Below are 18,483 nucleotides of genomic sequence, written 5' to 3' on the forward strand. Positions count from 1 at the left end.
TTCATTGTTACTGGACATCACCTATCCACAAAGAGCACTCAATGACAGGATTCTACTAAATATCAATGATAGTATGGTTACCATAAGACGTGATGCAGTTGGAACGGTTGCTGATATGTAGTGGTAAGTCAGGAGGGGAATCCTCTTTTCACGCATCTTAATCTATCATTTAAAGGAGACAAGGATATGGATAATCAGTTGCAGAAAATTCGCGATCAGATTTTGGAATGGGTCGAGCGTGATGAGGAGAAGATCGTAGATCTCTTCTCTCGTCTAGTCAAATGCGAGACTCCGAGTCCTCCGGGTGATACTCGGGATGCGATGGCACTGGTGCAGGGTCACCTCGATGCTGAAGGTCTTTCATACAAGGAAGTTAACGCCGAAGAAATGATGCCAAATATCATTTCTTCAGTACAGATGCCAAATGAGGGTAGACATCTGATGTTCAATGGCCATCTTGATGTACTTCCTGCCGGAGATGAGCCCGGTTGGATCGATGATCCTTGGAGTGGAAAAATCGCAGACGGACGTGTTTGGGGCCGAGGGACCTCCGACATGAAGGCGGGCGTAACCGCGATGCTTTTCGCCTTCACGTACTTGTCTCAATTACGAGACGAACTGAAAGGAAAGATATCCCTTACTATTGTCTCCGATGAAGAGACAGGTTATGGACGGGGCACTGGTTATATGTTCGATCAGATTGAGAGCGAGATGGAAGCGGACTGTGTTCTTACCGCTGAGCCTTCCGGAACAGATGCAATCTCGTTCGCTTCAAAAGGATACATGCAGTTAAATATAAGGGTGGCAACACGAGGCGCTATTTCCGGCTATCCGAACGAAAGTAAAAGCTCGATCCGGATCGCTTCTGACATCATCCGTGACCTTGATGAGTTGGAAGGTATTCAGGTAGACGTACCGTCTTCCATCACGGATATTATCTCCGTTCCGCAACGGCGCGAGCGATACGATGAGCTGAGAGGTGAGGGAGCAGCTGATATTCTGCCGTTGATCACGGTCAACATTGGTACGATTGAGGGCGGTAGTTCACCAAGCGTCATTTCTCCCGACTGCATGTTCTCAGTTTCGGTTGTACTTCCGGTAGGAGCCGATCCGTATGTCGTATTCTCGAAGGCGAGAGATATCGTCGCTCGCTACCCTGAGGCGGAAATCGAATTGGAAGGCGTTGATTCGGCGGATGTTTCCGATCCGGATAGTGAGATGGCACATATTTTGCAGGAGACGGTAGAAGGTTTGGGGTGGACCAAACCGGAGATGGTACCCGATGTTGCAATTTCTGATTGCCGATACTGGCGCTACCGCGGAACGCCGGCTTTCTGGTATGGCCCGGACGGAAGTGATTGCAGTGCAGCAAATGAGTCGGTATCGATCAATGAGTTGCTGCATATCGTCCGCACTCACGCCCTCGCAGCAGCAAAGTACCTCATGAAAGATCAAATTAAAGAAGTTGACTCAGAAGAAAATAATCCAGAAGAATCTGTCGTCGTGTCTGAAACAAAAACGAAGCAAGTCAAACACAAACCAGAGATCAAATCGTTGCCATCTCTACGCGTTGCCCGCATCACGACAAAAGCGAAAAGCTTTAACCACATCGATCCAATCATTGGGCCATTGTTCGACCAACTCTATCTCAGCCTTACCGAGGCAGGTGTGAGTGTTGGAGCGGTACCAATCGCAACCTTTGAAGAGGATGAGGAGGGCAACGGTTACGAGTTAATCGTTTCCGCCGCATACCCTGTTGGACCAGAGGTTATCTCAGGAGAAGGATTCGAGATCGTCGAACTTCCAGGTATCGAATCTGCCGTCACGACAGTTCATCGTGGGTCAGAATCCACCGACGCCACCTGGAATAAACTTCGGCGTTGGATCAGCAGAAATGGCTATCGGCCGCAGGAGGTCTATCGCGAGTTCTACATCGTGGCTCACCCGAATCCACCGGAGCTCTGGGCTACCGAATTGCAGCAACTCGTCACACAAAAGTAATGTGACCCAAAGATGACTTACGTGTATTGGGTTGTCCATCTTACGTTATCAGGACTAACCAAAGTATCCATTGAAATCCGTGAAATTCCAAAAGATAAATCGGAACAATATGAGCTGCTACGAATAAAAAACCGTTGAACTTTTCTTTAAAGATCAACGGCCTTTTTATATTGTATGAGAAAACAAAGGAATGGGATCAACAAGAACTTGTACCGATTGCTGAAATAAACAAGGCAACCAGCTGAGGTTAAGCAGTTTTGTTCCAAGTTGTTGTCAGTGTAGACTTCGAATTATGAAATTTAATGAAGCTTGCCATTCTCCAAATGGCAATATAGGACAGGGCGACTACATTATTTAGGAATCCCAGTGTTTTGGGATCAATGTCTGTGATGAACATGAAGTCAAAAAAGCGGATTGCAAAAATAATAACAATGAACACATAGAGAGATACGTTTCTTTTGTAATACATCCCGCCATCTGATTTCCGTTCAAATTGCGTCACCAGAATTAATGGGATCGAAAGAATCGCACCTATTGCAACCGAGCTAATAATGCTGCCAGTTGTAATCACCAGCGCAGGGTCGAACAACTCAAACAAAGATGTAGAGATATATAAGATCGGAATTAAAAGTTTCCGTCCAGATTCGTGCAAGGGTTTCTTACTGCCCTGATTAACACCCCTTAAAATAAGCAAGACAATTAGTATTGAGATTGTTAAAGATAATACATTCATAGTAAACACCTCGTCTGTTTTTTGTGTAACCTAAGTATTGAGGATATTTAAATTTTTTATAAGTGAACAAAGTCATTCGTTTTGATGACTTTTGTCATCTTCCCGACAGGATAGAGCGCCACAGCTAGAAGTATATTAATTATCGTTCTTTTCATGGCAGTGTACTACTTTCGTATGACTACAAGCTCCTATAATTCTCTCTACAATGTCTAGATGTAGGGAGAATTATAGGAGTTTTTTTGTGCGAAGACAATCAGGATACTTTTATCCGTTGTGCAATGAATGAATACAAGGAGCGATCATCAGTGAAACAAACGGTTACGAATAAAGTGACAGGTGAACAAATTACGTTTATAGAGACGGCAAAGGATACGAACGGTGAATATTTATTAATTGAAGTCGCACTTCCACCACGTGGCAAAGGTCCCCCCCTACATATTCATGATCACTTCGAAGAGGAATTTGAAGTGATCGCTGGTACGCTCACAGTTACCTTGGGTAAAACAAAACACTTGTTAGTGACTGGAGAACGTTGCATTGCCCCGCTCAAAACGCCTCATACATTTACAAACGATCACGATCATCCTGTTGTATTTCGCGTTCGATTAACGCCACCAAGCAAGTTCGAGCAATCCGTACGCATTCATTACGGGCTTATGGACGATGGATTAACCGATGAGAAGGGCAATCCCAGATCACTCGCCCATACCGCTTTAATATTAACATTACAAAACACTCTGATCATGGGTATTCCACGCTGGCTGCAACGTTGTCTCTTTGGACTAATCATCAAGCGTGCTCGTAAAAAAGGCATTTATGCATCGCTAGAAAAGTATACCGGACAGGAAGTATGAATAGATGAACGATGAAGAGTTGGCGTTTTCCAACAACTGTTGAAGAACTACTCGGCAGCGCCACCACACTCACACCTAAAGCAGCTATCACCCGAGCTGAAGTTGACTTCGTTATTCAATGTGTCATTACAATAAAAGGCGTTTGCTCAGAAATTGAGCAAACGCCTTTTATTATTTAAGTTCTAACCATTCATACCTATTTAAAAGCGTAACGTCTGCTTCCTCTTCCTGTATTATGTAAGCTAGACTCTACTTGCATCATAGATTAAAATTTATTTAAGTAAGTATCTTAATAAATCCATTTCATCAAAACGAAAATTTTATGATTAAATTCTGATATATATCCATTTCCCGAAACGAAATATAACTTAGATAGGTGTGCATGAACATCAAGATTTTAAGAGACTACATCGCAGATCCCCCAATAAAGCTTACTATGTTCATCGAACTGTCTATTATGCTGGCAGAGATGGTTCAGCGTGAACACGAGCAGAATAGGATCATTGGATACCTAAGCCCAGACCATATCAGCGTGCAGTGGCAGGGGAAAACGTCGCATATAACCTGGCATACGGAAAGTCATGCAGCTTATCATTCTCCAGAGCAATTTGCACGACTCAATCTCGTGCCGAGTGAACGCAGTGATCTCTACGCATTAGGTGTTATTCTCTACGAGTTGTTGACCGGGCAATTGCCCTTTCATGCTGACAATGATGACAACTGGGATACCGTACACACCCGTAAGGTTCCTCATCCTTTATCGGATATTCGACCGGAGTTAGACGAAACACTGCAAGCGATACTGATGAAATTACTTGCCAAATCACAGGTGGAGCGTTATCAGAGTACATATGGGGTGCTTGAAGATCTGAAGTTGTATCAGAAAATGATGGATAACGATGGAGTGTTTACGCCATTGGAAGTGGGACGTTTCGATAAAATCCGGACGCTTTCCCTATCCGATTCGTGGTATGGACGTCGTGCGGAAGTAATGCAAATGGAGACCGGATTGGACCAGACTTTTCAAGGAAAGAATACATTTCGTTGGGTGATAGGCAAAGAGGGAACGGGTAAAACGACGCTTGTCCTTAGAATCCAACAAAACGTTATTCGGTATGGTGGCCGGATGATCGTTATGAAAGCGGAACCTTTTCAACAAAACATGCGGTGTGGGCCGATCCTTCAGGGGATGCGGGAATGGGTCTATCAACTGTGGAGTGAGCCGGTTGAACTCATTACACGTCTGAAAGCCAAACTTCAAACCGAGTTCGGACCAGAAAAGCAGGTCATCGTCTCATGCTGGCCCGAGGCCAAGCTATTGTTCGACAACGCTGTGAAGGTATCGTATAGCTCGGACGCTGCGAAGGTCTGGGACCGGTTTGAAGAATTACTGCCCGACTTGATCTGTTGTATGGCTGAATGTAAACCACCGCTTGTTCTGTTTATGGACAATCTACAGTGGGCCGACAAAGGTACGCAAGACGTCATTCGTGAACTTGCATTATCACAAAAAACGCATGGATTATTCCTAATTGGGGCTTATCGTACAGAAGAGGTGATTACTTCCGCTGAGGATGAAACGAATGCTGATCAAGAGGAATTTCTGTCTTGGTTAAGCCAAAGATGCCTTGCGAATCCACAGGAACAAGTGACTCTGCCGCAACTGGCTTACGAGGATGTGAGACAGCTGATCTCTGATGTTCTATATGAAAAATCCGCTCGAATTCAACTGCTGGCACGGTCTGTCTACGATCAGGCAGGTGGTAATCCCGGCTCGGTTCGTCTCTTGCTGGAGGGATGGTTAAGGGAGAACAGACTATACTTTGATGAGAGACGACGGCAGTGGGTATGGGACTCAGAAATAACCCGGCAACGAAGCAGGTCGGAAGAACATCTACGTCTTCTAGAGAAAGACTTCTCCAAGCTTGAGGAAGATCGTAAGGAGTTCTTGGCTATGGCGGCCGCAATAGGTCCGGTATTTCCGTTAACACTCTTGGCCGAAGTGTGTGGCATAGCAGTGGATAGGGTATTCCGTCATCTTCAAGAGGCGGAAGCGGAAGGGTTTATTTATCAGGAAGACGAAGCAGGGCAAGAACATGGACAGGATTTAACTTATGGGTTTGCCCATGAGTTCATTCACCGAATGGCATATGCCTTCGATTCTGGACGCAATATCCACCGACACCGAGCAATTGGACGGATGCTACTGGATCGCACGCCGGAGTCGCGTGATGACCTGTCAAGAACAGCGATTGATCATCTGAACTTGGCAGCTTCTGTATTATCAGAGCAAGAAACGAAGCGATTAATAGAATACAATCTTCAAGCGGGACAAGAGGCGTTGGCATCCGCGCGTTATGCGAAAGGGAAGCATTATGCCGAAAATGGGCTTCATCTGTTGGCAACATGCAAGGTGGAGGTACCAGATACACTCGGTGTCGGATTACAGCTGTTATTAGCATGGACGGAATATATGGGTGGCAATAGCGCACGTGGGAAAGAACTGCTGGTGGACTTGAACCAAGACAGCGATCGACTGAGCCGATCAGAGCGGCTCAAAATCTGGGCACCTTTAATCCGATTCCATGCACTCGCGGACAATGAGACTGCGATTCAATTTGGAATGGAGGCGCTAGGATCCTATGGTTGGAAGCTTCGGAAGAAAAGTTCACTGTTGTCTATAGGAAAGGAAGTGACTCAAACCGCGATCCTTTTACATCGAAAACGGGAGAAGCATCTTCTGCTGTCCGACCCACGCGATGAGGATTATGAAGAATTATGCCATGTCATGGAGCTGTTGTTTCTTCCATTGCTTGCACACGATGCGCGATCGCTTCTGGAATTGTATGCCCGATTTATTCGTTATGGGTTGCACAAAGGGGTGAATGAGTCCCTAGCCGCCATGATTGGCGCATACGAATTGATTGTGCAAAGGTCATTTCCGGGCTTCGTTCGAGCGACTCCGATTGCTGAGCAGGTGTTTCTGCAAATCGCCAACACCTCTACATTCAGGAAAAAGCATGTATTTACGTTTCTGAGCGGAATGATCAAGCAAATGGACAGTCCTTTGGAATCTTCTGTTGTCCTGTTCATTGCGATGCGTCAAGCGATGGAAGCCGGTGATCATGACTTTGCTAATCCTGCCTTAATTTTCAGTGTTATGTGTAATCATGGGAATGTATATGCCCTGAATGATTTGCTCCAATACTTTGAGGAGAACATGCGGCAGGTTGCCGACGACAAGATACTGGACATGATGCGGCTGACGAGCAGTTACGCAGCAGTGCTGCAAGACGATTCTTTGATCGACAGTTTTGTCGCTATTCCACAAGTGCCGGCTGACAGCAAGTTGGAGCAACGGGACGAGGATAATTATAGCTGTGGTCGCCGGCTCGAGGTGGCGTATCTGTCGGGCAGGTACAAAGAAGCGCTATATTGGTCCCAGCGAGGAAGGGTAAACGAATTGCATCTGGATTGGATGCAAATTCGTAAACACCGGGTTTACGAGGCTTTGACATTAGCTGGATTGTATTTCGAAACGAATAGGGAAGAGCGTAAGCGGATCCGCAAGGCCATACGCGCGCAATTGCGATTGATGAAGAGTTGGCGAGGTTTCTTGGATAGTACGTCCTCCGCATACTTGCTAATCAAAGCAGAGGGTGAACGGATCTCAGGGAAATCAGTGGGCGCCATGCAACAATATACGGCTGCAATCAAGCTGGCGAGAACAGAGAAATACGTATTGCTGGAAGCCATTGCTTGTGAACGGCTTGCGGTATGTTATCAAGATGATCTGCTCAGCCGATCCGGAGCGGCAATTACGATGATGGATGCATGTGCGGCATACGCCGAATGGGGAATCACCTTCAAAGTAACTCAGATTAGAAGCAGAGATGCTAAATTGCTGGACCCGATATACAAACGTTATGAAGGTCCTATATTACAGGATCGGATCCAAATGACTCAAACCGGCACATCGTTACCTCACCAGAACGGCTCCAAGACGGGTGAAGGCTTGAGGAGTGAAGAGGAACTCGAGCTTGTGCAACGATTCATCCATGGATTAGCACAGACGAATCCAGCCGACTGGAAGTTAAATCTCTTGGAAACGGCTTTACGACAAACTGGAGCAGAGCGTGGTCTGTTGTTGAAGCGTCAAAATAATGAATTCGTTATTGAAGCTAACCGTTCTGAATGGATTGATCAGGAAAAAGGAGCCGGCTTGTATGCGGAGAGCGTCTTACGTCATACAACAATGACGGGCAAACCGCTAATTTTGCATGACGCGCTTCAGAGTTTTTGGGTGAAGGATGCTTATATCGCAACAAGAAAGCAGAGGTCGATTCTGTGCATGTCCATTGATGTTCCGGGAGAACAGGCTTTCTATCTACTCTACTTGGAAAATAAACAGATGCCGGGTGTGTTCACAAAGAGGGATGTTCAGATGTTGGAGCTTATTGCAACACGGCTCATTTATCTCAAGCTGCTGGAAGACGAAGCTGCGAATACAACAATCCCGAGTGCTTTCGAAAGTAACGCCTCGTCTGTGGTTCCTAGTCCCAGTCAACCAGGGCTGACGGAACCGCTGACGGAACGAGAAACGGAAATTATAACAGCAATTGCAAAAGGCTTGTCGAACAGAGAAATTGCCGATCTCTTTGGCATCGCAGAGACGACGGTCAAGACACATACATCTAGAATATACGGCAAGTTGGGTGTAAAACGGCGGGGGCAAGCTGTCGTCCGTGCCAGAGAGCTACAATTGATAGAGTGACTAACAAGGAAGCGATCCTAAAAGGGCCGCTTCCTTGTTTTTTTTGTGGAGTACTACTTTCGTAGGACTTAAATATCCTATGACGAGACTATGATGTTGAGATGGAGTCAAATGAAAAGAGGTCATTCTGAACAATAAGGAATGGTATGAAAGGAAGTGTACATGGTGAGAAAGAGAGTTGTCTCGATTGCAAGTATGATCGTTGTAATCGTGTGTATGGCATGCATCGTAATTTTTAATAATCAAAGTTTAGCTTCTGCCAATGTAGTTTCGTCACCTATTTATGCAGCAGAGGATACAACTATCATTTATGAGTCTGGAATGATTTATGAGGATGGAAACCTCGGGTATCTGGATGTAGGCTATCAAGGAACATTTGGTGTTCCCTTAGAGGCTCAGGTATTACTAAAGTATAATTTGCCAACAATCCCTGCAGGGTATGAAGTTGAAACTGCGAGTCTGTATCTGCCTGTAACAGGTGGTACTTTTCAGGCAACAACTAATTTTTCGCTAAAAGTTTCAACAAGTACAAATCATAACTGGGCACAGGATAGTGGAATAACATCGCCACCAGCTCCAACGTCAGGTTCTACACAATCAAGATTATTATCCAATAATGTCCCCCAACTTAAACCTACATTAGCTCCGTTTAATTTTACTAGCTACATATCAAGGGAATCCGCGGAACCTGATCCTAGAGCAACCTTCATTCTATCGGGTATGACGGCTCAAGAAGCAGCTGAAGCAGGAATAACACATGCTGATCATTTTATACAAATGACCGAAAATCATGCACATGGCGGCAGTCTGGGGCCATATTTAATTATTACGTATTCTGAAATTCTTGATATTGAAATAACTGGAGTCGAAGATGGCGGTCTATACAATACAAATGTAACGCCAATTTTCAACACGGGTACAGCAACTTTGAATGGAAGTCCATTTACAAGTGGAACACAGCTTACTGCTGAAGGCTCGTACACGTTAACGGTTACGGCAGGCAGTCAATTAGAAACGATTCAATTTCGAATAGATAAGACCCCTCCAACAGGGACGATTATTGTAAATCTAGGCAACGAATACACGAATGGTTCGGCTGTACTTATTTCAATAAGTCCTGATGCGGGAGTAACTGATATCACGCATATCCAATATTCGGTTAATGGAAACCCATTTACACAGATTCCTTTTGTACCAAGCTTTATGCTAGCTATAGGAAGTAATGATGGAGATACGGTCTTAAAATTTAAACTAGTTGATCGTGCAGGGAACCAATCAACTGAATATCAAAGAACTATAACACGGGATACCGAAGTGCCAACAGGCTCTATTGTTATTAATAATGGCAACGTGTATACAACTAATCGTGAAATAACGCTTAATCTTTCTTTAGGCAACGGTGTAACAGATGTGGTAGCGGTACAATTTTCTAATAACAATAGTTCTTGGTCAGGAATTGAAGCCTTTAGTTCCATAAAGAGCTATACGTTACCCACTGGAGATGGTAATAAAACGGTGTATGTACGTTTAATTGATCGAGCAGGAAATATAGGCTCGGCCCAAGCAAGTATTACATTAGACACTACAGCTCCGATCGTTACAGGTGTAACAGATGGAGAGAGCTATAATTCCTCCCGAACCATTACCTTTAATGAAGGTACAGGAACATTAAACGGGCAAAACTTTATAAGTGGCACACCTGTAGACGCTGAAGGTTCCTATGTACTTGTTGTTACAGATGCCGCAGGTAATTCGATTACCCTTACATTCACCATTATCAAATATAGTGTGGGCTATGACGGGAATGGAGCTACTGGAGGAGAGGTACCCCTAGATAGTCAAACCTATGAAGCGGGGAGCAGTGTAACCGTCGCTGATAATGTTGGAAGTCTAGTGAAGACTGGATTTACGTTGATTGGTTGGAATACGGAAGCAGATGGAAGTGGGAAAAGCTATGTAGCGAATGATACTTTCCATATAAACGAAGCTGATGTCCTGTTGTATGCGGCGTGGGAAATTAATCACTATACCTTGTCTTTTGAGTCAAATGGAGGAAGTCTGGTAGCGCTTCAGAATAAACCTTACAATGAACAGGCAACTGAACCGAGCACACCAACGAGACCAGGTTATACATTTGGCGGTTGGTTTAAGGAGGCCTCTCTCACTAACCAGTGGAACTTTACGAAAGATGTCATTACAGCGGATAAGACGTTGTATGCGAAGTGGAGTATAAACAATTCTTCTAACAATAATGCAGGAGGAAATAATCCAACGCCTCCTCAAAATTCAATACCGATACCAACACCCAATCCGCAACCTACCCCAGAAGAACCCAAGCCGGAACCTGAACCACCCGTCGTTACTTTTGACGACCTTTCAGGACATTGGGCAAAAGGAATGATTGAGGAACTAGCAAGTCAAGGGATAATAGCAGGGTATCCCGACGGTTCTTTTCACCCGAATGAACACATCAAGCGCCATCATATGGCTCTAATATTCACACGTGCTTTCGAGTTTAAACCCATACGTGAGGCAGTTTCGTTTTCTGACGTATCACCAAGCCATCCTTACTATGAAGCCATCATGTCACTGCAACAAGCAGGAATAGTCGATGGAGCTAATGGGAATTTTAATCCAAACCATTCGCTGACTCGTGCAGAGATGGCCAAAATTTTGACGCTCGCCTTTGAGATAAAACTAGGTGGAACAGTTGCTTTCCAAGATGTTCCTACAACGCATTGGAGCTATGATTACATCGCTGCATTGGCAGAACTCAAGATTGTACTCGGGGATAACGGAAAATTTAAACCGGATGAACACGTGACGCGTGCACAGTTTGTGGCGATGATGTACCGAGCCTTGAATGTTATACAATAAACTTCTAATTACATTAATCAGCAACGTATTTGGAAGGTGCAAACCATAGTTACCGTAAATAGAAAAACACGAGGATCTGCTTTCACGCCTCGTGTTTTTTTCTGTATCATCCTAACTCACGGATGTTTTTGCAGAAGCAGTTGATCTAATCGGAACATTACCCAGGTTCATCTTCCATAACGAAGATGAACCTATATGGGGTGCCAGATATGCATCAGTGTATCACCTGTCGTAAGACCTTCATTATAGACTGCCTATAGACTGCAATAGGATTTAGCTAACGAGAAACGATAATGCCGGGAGAGATCTCAGTAGCCGGTTATAGCATTGATGGGGAAGCACTAAAGACTTTATAAGTATAATTGACAAACTTGTATAATAAGTACAATATAGTACAGGTTGCAGCGCCGAATTTTTAATAAAAAGACTGTGTTTAAACGCAAAGTGAGGAGGAGAACGATGAAAAAAGAACCTCGATTTGGAGTGGAACATACTCAAGCGGAAAGTGCAGTAATGACACAAGTCATCACTGACAATGAAACTGGAGTGCAATATCTACTTGCTATTTTCCCTAATGTTGGATCAGGACTTACCGTTTTACTGGATAAAGAGGGTAAACCTTTACTAAAAAAATAATTTAATCGGAGTATGTATATGGAGATTATCATAAGCAGCAATACAAGTAAGCCCATCTACGAACAGATAACATCACAGATCAAAGCGATGATTATGAGTGGGGAATTAAAGACTGGAGACCCCATTCCATCGATGCGCTCTATGGCAAAATCCATTCATGTCAGTGTGATCACTGTTCAAAAAGCCTATGAGGATTTGCAGAGAGACGGTTTTATAGAGACTACCGTAGGCCGGGGAAGTTTTGTATCCGCGCAGAACAAAAATTTCTATCAAGAAGAAATCCAGCGTAAAGCTGAGGGACTTTTGCAGGAAGCCGCAGATATTGGGCGCACAAATGGTATTCCTGTCGAAAAACTCATCGAGTTATTAAAGCTGTTCTATGAGGAGGAGTAAGAATCATGAATCATGCTTTGACTGTAAATGGACTGACAAAGGCGTATCACGACTTTGTTCTGGACAATGTATCATTTCATGTGCCGCGTGGGTCAATTGTGGGATTGATTGGCCAAAACGGGGCAGGAAAGAGCACAACCATCAATTCGATTCTTGGATTGAAAAACAAGGATTCCGGCACGGTGACGATTTTGGGCAAGCAGGATCAGGAAATTGACAATGCTGTTCGCAATCAGATTGGTGTTGTGTTTGACGGCAGTAATTTCCCGGAAGGATTATCACCTAAAAAGCTAAACCGTGTCTTCCAAAATATCTTTGCAGCTTGGGACGAAGAGAAATACTATTCTTTGCTGAAAGAACTATCCTTACCTGCAGACAAAAAGATCAAAGAGTTTTCTAAAGGGATGAAAATGAAGCTGTCTATCGCTGTGGCACTTTCTCATGGTTCCAAACTTCTAATATTGGATGAAGCGACGAGCGGACTTGATCCTGTTGTTCGTGATGATATTCTGGATTTATTTTTGGAATTTGTGCAGGACGAAAGTAACTCTATCCTGGTATCCTCACATATCACAAGTGATTTGGAAAAAGTCGCTGATTATATCGTATTCATTCATAACGGCAAGGTAATTTTCAACAAACCAAAAGATGAATTGCGATATAAGTACGGGATCATTAAATGTGGTGCAGCACAGTTTGATGCTCTCGAAGAACAAGATATAATCTCTTACCGAAAGCAGGATTATGCTTGGGAAGTATTAGTTGCTGATAAAGATTTGGCACAAAAGAAATACCCGAATGCAGTGATTGATCCTGCCACCATTGATGATATTATGCTGTTGTATATAAAGGGGGAGAGAACATGAGAGGACTTATGCTTAAAGATTTCTATGCTATTAAGGATGCGTTACTTATCCCCCTATTATTAATGGTCGTCATTGGAATCGTTTTGTCCGTCGTAAGCTCTCCTTGGCTTTTGATTGTAATCGCAGGAACCTCATTTGGAATGATGGCAGTAATGAGCATTCAAAATGACAAAACAGCGCAGTGGGATAAATTTTGTGCTACTCTCCCTGTCTCAAGGATTCAAAGTGCTTCAAGCAAATATGGTTTGTATGTGCTCCTTAGTTTATTTGGAATTTTGATTGCTACGATCATTTGTGTGATTGCTTCAATGATATTATCGAGCTTTGAGTTATCTGCTGTATATGTGAATGTATCCTTTGCGCTGATTCTTGCATTTCTTCCAGCCAGTGTGAATATCCCTAGTTCTTTTTTACTCGATGGAGAAAAAAGTATTGCCGGAATAATCCTTTCTTATGTAGTTACTGCACTTGCCATTGCAGGATTAAGAACATTGCTAGGCTACTATATGAACATCGAAGAAAATCTGCTTTTAGTATATGGAATCGTAGCTGCCTTCAGTGTAGTCGTATATATACTCTCATGGATCCTATGCCCAAGATGGCTAAGTCATAAAGAATTATGATGCATAAACAGGTAACTTTAATCAATGTAGTACAATTGAATGATCCGTTATCTCAGAGCCAGACGCTAAAGCGCAGAGCCGATGACCGCGAGCAGAATCGCAGTTATCGGCTCTCTTTGCATTCATTCATAACGTTCGATACTCATTTCTAGACTGGAGGGTTAAAAATCGATTGTACTTGGTGGTAAACAGTGTTACTCTAAAAGTCTGTGTTCGACAATATATTCAATAATAGCCACCAATTTAGTTATAAAGAAAGGTAACACTATGATAAAAGTTGAAAACTTATCCTTCTCATTTCCACAAAAGGAACTATATAGAAACATTTCATTTACGTTTGAAGAGGCACAACATTGTGCTTTTATTGGAACAAGCGGCAGTGGGAAAAGTACACTGATCGATATCCTGATGGATCCGGAACGATATTTGTTCGAGGGTAAGTTAGAGATAGATCCCGATTGCAGAATCGGGTATGTGAGTCAGTTTTTGCAAGTAGACAAAACAAAAGATATGACTGTTTTTGAATATATCGCAGAAGAATTCATCAAGATACAAGATGAAATTACAGCCATTTATGCTGAAATGGAAACCACATCGGATATGGATTCCCTGATGGAAAAACTCCAATTGGCTTTGGATGCCTTCGAAGCGATGGATGGGGATAATTACGAAAAAAACATCAATAAGCAGTTAAACCTGGCCAACCTCATGAAGCTCAAAGATCTTAGTATATCCGCCATAAGCGGCGGGGAATTCAAACTTATTCAAGTGATGAAGGAAATGCTGAATCGTCCAGACTTCATGATTATGGACGAACCTGATGTATTTTTAGACTTTGAAAACCTGAACGCGCTTAAAAAATTGATTAACACCCACAAGGGAATGCTGCTGGTCGTTACGCACAACCGATATCTGTTGAACCATTGTTTCAACAAAATCATACACCTGGAAAACACAGAGCTGCAAGAGTTTGACGGGCGCTATATTGATTACAACTTCTCGCTGCTTCAGACGAAGATTGAGCTGCAAGAAATCGCGGTTGCTGAAGCTGAAGAAATTGAGAGATATGATCACATCATCGACAATCTTAGAGAGATTGCCACATATAATTCGGAAGCCTCCAGAGGCAGAGCGTTAAAAGCCAGAGTCAAGTTTCAAGAAAGATTGGAAGCACGTCGAATCAAAGAGCCATTTGTCGATATCAAGCAGCCGAATATCCATTTTGGTATCGATAAGGAAATGGAAGACACCGTTGTGGTTAACGTCAATAATTATAGCGTTGCCTTTGACGAGTTGCTTTTGGAAAATGTGAACTTTGAGATCAAATCGACAGATAAAGTAGCCCTGATCGGTCCAAACGGTACCGGGAAAACGACTTTACTGCGAGAAATTTTTAAAAACAATCAGGATTCCATTGAAATCAATGCTGAGGTTAACGTGGCTTATTTATCTCAGGTACAGGGCGAAATGCTAAAAGATTCGAATACCATACTAAATGAATTCATTGATTCAGGGTTTCAAACGTATGACGAGATTAGATCGTATCTTCCAAACTATGGCTTTGAAGGAGAAATCCTTGATCAAAAGATTGAATCTTTATCTGGCGGAGAAAAAAACATGCTTCAATTGGCTAAAGTTTCTGCCAGTCAAGCCAACGTATTGCTCCTAGATGAACCGACAAGCCATTTAGACATCTATACACAAATCGCATTGGAGAAAGCCATTGAAGACTATAAAGGTGCGATTATCATGATTTCTCATGATTTCTATTCTGTTGTCAATGGTATGGATTATGTTCTAATTATTGAGGACAAGACAATTAGTAAAATGAGTATAGAAGAATTTAGACAGATGATTTATACGAGTCATTTTGATGAAAACTATCTAGAGAATGAACAAAAGAAAAAGTCTGTTGAAATGAAAATTGAATTGGCTTTAAAAGATACTAATTTTGAACTTGCAAAAAGTTTGGTTGATGAGCTAGAAGAGCTGATTAAGTTGCTTTAAGTTACGACGCTATTATTGAAATGATAGACCCGAAAAAAGTCGCTATTTTAGCGACTTTTTTTTGTTTAGCAGGCCAATAGAAGGCCAATCATGTTTATGCGTAATGCATCGCAACCGTATCTAATAAGAATCAGAATCACATGGCTTGATCTGTTGGACGAACCAAAATCTCGTTGACCGCAACGCGACGTGGGCGAGTTACAATAAATTCAATCGTTTCTGCAATATCTTCTGCTTCAAGAACTTCAATATGGCTCAGAATATTGGAAAGTTGCTCACGCACGTCGTCACGTAAGTGATTACCTAGTTCCGTTCCCACTGCACCTGGCTCTAAAACAGCCACACGAACGTTAAGCCCGGCAGTCTCTTGTCGCAGTGCTTCAGTAAACGCTGCAACACCAGATTTCGTGAGACTATATACCGCTTGCCCTGCCGATGGTTTGCGTCCAGATACTGAACTAATATTAATTAAATCAGTAACTTTCCGGTCGGAAGTCAAGGCTGATTGGATTAGATACGGTAATGCAGCATGGGATATGTATAACAACCCATTTATATTTACGGATATCATTCGTTCCCATTCGATTGAGGGCGCCTCTGCCACACCCCCTATTAACATGAGTCCCGCATTATTTATAACGGTGTCCAAACGTCCATATTTATCGATAACCTGCTGAACTGCATGTTCCGCTTGCTTCTTATCTGTTATATCTGTTTCTATTACAAGAACTTCACCTCCAAGGTTCTTTAGCTCGGAAGCCAAATTCTCCAATCGATCTCTACGACGTGCGACAAGGACAACGGTTGCTCCTTGAGCAGCGAGCCTTCTGGCAGTTGCTTCACCGATCCCACTACTTGCTCCAGTTACCAATGCCACCGTATCTTGCAATTTTTTAAACATGTTATATTCCTCCTCAGATTTTATTCGCTAAGATGTTACTATTGTAACGTCTCGTTGAGCTCAGTATAATGTGTATAACATAAAGATATCAATACGTTTCAAGGCAAGTGTGACATAAAAGGAGATGTTGTAATGTCAAACCCATCTAATCAAGTCAGAAGTGCACTGACAAAAGAATGGATCTTCAATGCACTCATGATATTAATGCAAACCAAAAATCTAAATAACATATCTATTACCGAGGTGTGTACAAAAGCTGGTGTTTCACGCATGGGGTTCTATAGAAATTACAACATCATTGAGGATGTAATCGTGGAACGCATTGATCAAGTGTTTACTGACTTTTTTGATCAGGCATTGGCAGGGGAGAACTTTGATAATTATTATTCAACCCTATTATTTTTCAAATGTTTCAGAAATGAGAAAATCTTAGTAGAAAATCTGGTGAAGTCCAACGTTAGTTACTTATTGCTGGCCAAGTGTAATGAATACCTGCACAAATTAGCTACAAGAATTGTAGTTAAAACCTACGACGATTCTTTCAAAGAAAACTATATTGCTCAGTTTTATGTAGGTGGATTTTATTGCGTTTTAATTGAATGGGCGTTAAATGGCATGAAAGAAAGTGATACGTACATGGCTGATATTTTGTATGAGTTCTGTGGGGTCACTATTCCGAAGGGAAATGCTGAAAAAATAGTGTAATTACATTATTTTGTCTATTTTATTATATTTCAATAAATTCCTATTGAAGTCGCTATTTAAGCGACTTTTTCATTTTATCGGAGAAGGGTCTTGTCCCGTTCCAAGGACAAGTCTTTCTCCAATTACTGAACTTCCATTTATGCATTAAGCTAAAGGGCTGGTTAGCGTAGCCACAATAATTGAAAGTAAGAAACAGCTCACAGCCCTGTATCCAAAAATAGGTTTTCTTTGGGATCATTGGATGTGACGCCATGAACGTTTATCAATCCATCGGCGATTTAACCCTAACTTGAATCTCAGTCAAATATTGGTCTGACATCATGGTATCACGATTATCAATTTCGTAAACTTCGAAAGGGTCTCCTACAAGGGAAAGGTCATTCTCTTTTGCGTACTTCAAAACTTCCATTACCTTTTCATAACTTTGTTCATAGCTACCACGGTAATGGAGTGATAAATAATTCCCCGCAGGAAGAAAATAATCAAAATCTAAGGTACCCGTAAACTCAGAATCAAAAATAAAAAAGACAGAATGGAAGACACCTTTAATTCCCTGGCTTACCTCGTTTAAGGATATAGATGCACCGTATAATTGATTACTCAGATCGGTAATGTACGCGTTATGAATTCGGTGTAGCATTTTAATGGCATAATCCATTTCTTCATCCCTAGTGATCCGTTCATCAAACTTCAAACAAGGACGATTCGGTAACGTTTTAATAGAAAACACACCAGTTTCAATGTTCATCGCTGCAGTAATCACATCGATTCTATTTTTCAGGATATTTTGTCTAGATTCAAGTTTGGCCTTTCGATCACGTATCAATTCCTGCTCTTGATATAATAATTCAAGTGTGGTTTCAATGCTCTGTTTATCAAGATATTCTCTAATTTGATCCATTGTAAAATCTAACTCACGCAAATCACGTATAATATTTAATTTGTATATGTCATGTAGGCTATATAATCGATATCCATTTGTATCACGACGAGGGATCAATAAACCTAGTTTTTCGTAATATCGTAAGGAGTCTACACCAATTCCATATAGTTGTGATATTTCTTTGATTTTGTAATTATTTTTAATCATTGTATCTCCTCATAGCAGCTCTT

Annotated in this window: 14 protein-coding genes; 11 read left to right on the top strand and 3 right to left on the bottom strand. The window is 42.3% G+C overall.

From position 1 onward, the window contains the following. Positions 1-186: 186 nt before the first annotated feature. Positions 187-2,001 (top strand): M20/M25/M40 family metallo-hydrolase, encoded by a 1,815-nt coding sequence (locus tag PAHA3_RS10370; protein WP_062834665.1) that lies wholly within the window; start codon positions 187-189, stop codon positions 1,999-2,001. Between the two features lie 247 nt (positions 2,002-2,248). Here PAHA3_RS10370 and PAHA3_RS10375 read toward each other — a convergent pair whose 3' ends face one another. After that, positions 2,249-2,734 (bottom strand): CcdC protein domain-containing protein, encoded by a 486-nt coding sequence (locus PAHA3_RS10375; protein ID WP_062834666.1) that lies wholly within the window; start codon positions 2,732-2,734, stop codon positions 2,249-2,251. A 305-nt stretch (positions 2,735-3,039) separates the two neighbouring features. On the opposite strand from PAHA3_RS10375, the gene PAHA3_RS10380 reads away from it, so the two are divergent. From PAHA3_RS10380 to PAHA3_RS10410, 9 genes are all read left to right on the top strand, one after another. After that, on the top strand, positions 3,040-3,588 hold the full coding sequence (locus tag PAHA3_RS10380) for a cupin domain-containing protein (RefSeq protein ID WP_062834667.1): 549 nt from the start codon (positions 3,040-3,042) through the stop codon (positions 3,586-3,588). An 11-nt stretch (positions 3,589-3,599) separates the two neighbouring features. Next, positions 3,600-3,767 (top strand): hypothetical protein, encoded by a 168-nt coding sequence (locus PAHA3_RS30410; protein ID WP_167350870.1) that lies wholly within the window; start codon positions 3,600-3,602, stop codon positions 3,765-3,767. A gap of 257 nt (positions 3,768-4,024) precedes the next feature. Continuing rightward, a complete protein-coding gene (locus PAHA3_RS10385; RefSeq protein WP_062834668.1) occupies positions 4,025-8,362 on the top strand; it encodes a LuxR C-terminal-related transcriptional regulator in 4,338 nt (1,445 codons plus the stop codon). A 195-nt stretch (positions 8,363-8,557) separates the two neighbouring features. After that, positions 8,558-11,239: an S-layer homology domain-containing protein gene (locus PAHA3_RS10390; RefSeq protein WP_167350871.1), complete on the top strand. Its 2,682-nt coding sequence runs from the start codon at positions 8,558-8,560 to the stop codon at positions 11,237-11,239. Between the two features lie 459 nt (positions 11,240-11,698). After that, positions 11,699-11,875: a DUF6440 family protein gene (locus PAHA3_RS30415; protein ID WP_167350872.1), complete on the top strand. Its 177-nt coding sequence runs from the start codon at positions 11,699-11,701 to the stop codon at positions 11,873-11,875. Positions 11,876-11,893: 18 nt separating this feature from the next. Next, on the top strand, positions 11,894-12,268 hold the full coding sequence (locus PAHA3_RS10395; protein ID WP_062834670.1) for a GntR family transcriptional regulator: 375 nt from the start codon (positions 11,894-11,896) through the stop codon (positions 12,266-12,268). Positions 12,269-12,273: 5 nt separating this feature from the next. Continuing rightward, positions 12,274-13,134 carry an ABC transporter ATP-binding protein gene (locus tag PAHA3_RS10400; RefSeq protein ID WP_062834671.1) on the top strand — a complete coding sequence of 287 codons (861 nt, stop codon included), beginning with the start codon at positions 12,274-12,276 and terminating at the stop codon, positions 13,132-13,134. Then, on the top strand, positions 13,131-13,757 hold the full coding sequence (locus PAHA3_RS10405) for an ABC-2 transporter permease (protein WP_062834672.1): 627 nt from the start codon (positions 13,131-13,133) through the stop codon (positions 13,755-13,757). Before PAHA3_RS10400 ends, PAHA3_RS10405 begins: the two co-directional genes overlap by 4 nt. Positions 13,758-14,024: 267 nt before the next feature. After that, the gene (locus tag PAHA3_RS10410) at positions 14,025-15,764 is read left to right on the top strand and encodes an ABC-F family ATP-binding cassette domain-containing protein (protein ID WP_062834673.1); all 1,740 of its coding nucleotides are present in this window, start codon (positions 14,025-14,027) and stop codon (positions 15,762-15,764) included. Positions 15,765-15,900: 136 nt separating this feature from the next. Here the strand turns inward: PAHA3_RS10410 and PAHA3_RS10415 are convergent, their stop codons facing one another. Continuing rightward, positions 15,901-16,665 carry an SDR family NAD(P)-dependent oxidoreductase gene (locus tag PAHA3_RS10415; RefSeq protein ID WP_062834674.1) on the bottom strand — a complete coding sequence of 255 codons (765 nt, stop codon included), beginning with the start codon at positions 16,663-16,665 and terminating at the stop codon, positions 15,901-15,903. 132 nt (positions 16,666-16,797) lie between these two features. Here PAHA3_RS10415 and PAHA3_RS10420 point away from each other — a divergent pair, with 132 nt between their 5' ends. Then, on the top strand, positions 16,798-17,370 hold the full coding sequence (locus PAHA3_RS10420) for a TetR/AcrR family transcriptional regulator (RefSeq protein ID WP_062834675.1): 573 nt from the start codon (positions 16,798-16,800) through the stop codon (positions 17,368-17,370). A gap of 262 nt (positions 17,371-17,632) precedes the next feature. On the opposite strand, the gene PAHA3_RS10425 is transcribed toward PAHA3_RS10420, so the two are convergent. Then, a complete protein-coding gene (locus PAHA3_RS10425; RefSeq protein ID WP_235599411.1) occupies positions 17,633-18,460 on the bottom strand; it encodes a MerR family transcriptional regulator in 828 nt (275 codons plus the stop codon). Between the last annotated feature and the right edge of the window lie 23 nt (positions 18,461-18,483).

It is taken from the genome of Paenibacillus amylolyticus (assembly GCF_001570725.1).
Classification (GTDB): Bacteria; Bacillota; Bacilli; order Paenibacillales; family Paenibacillaceae; genus Paenibacillus; species Paenibacillus amylolyticus_A.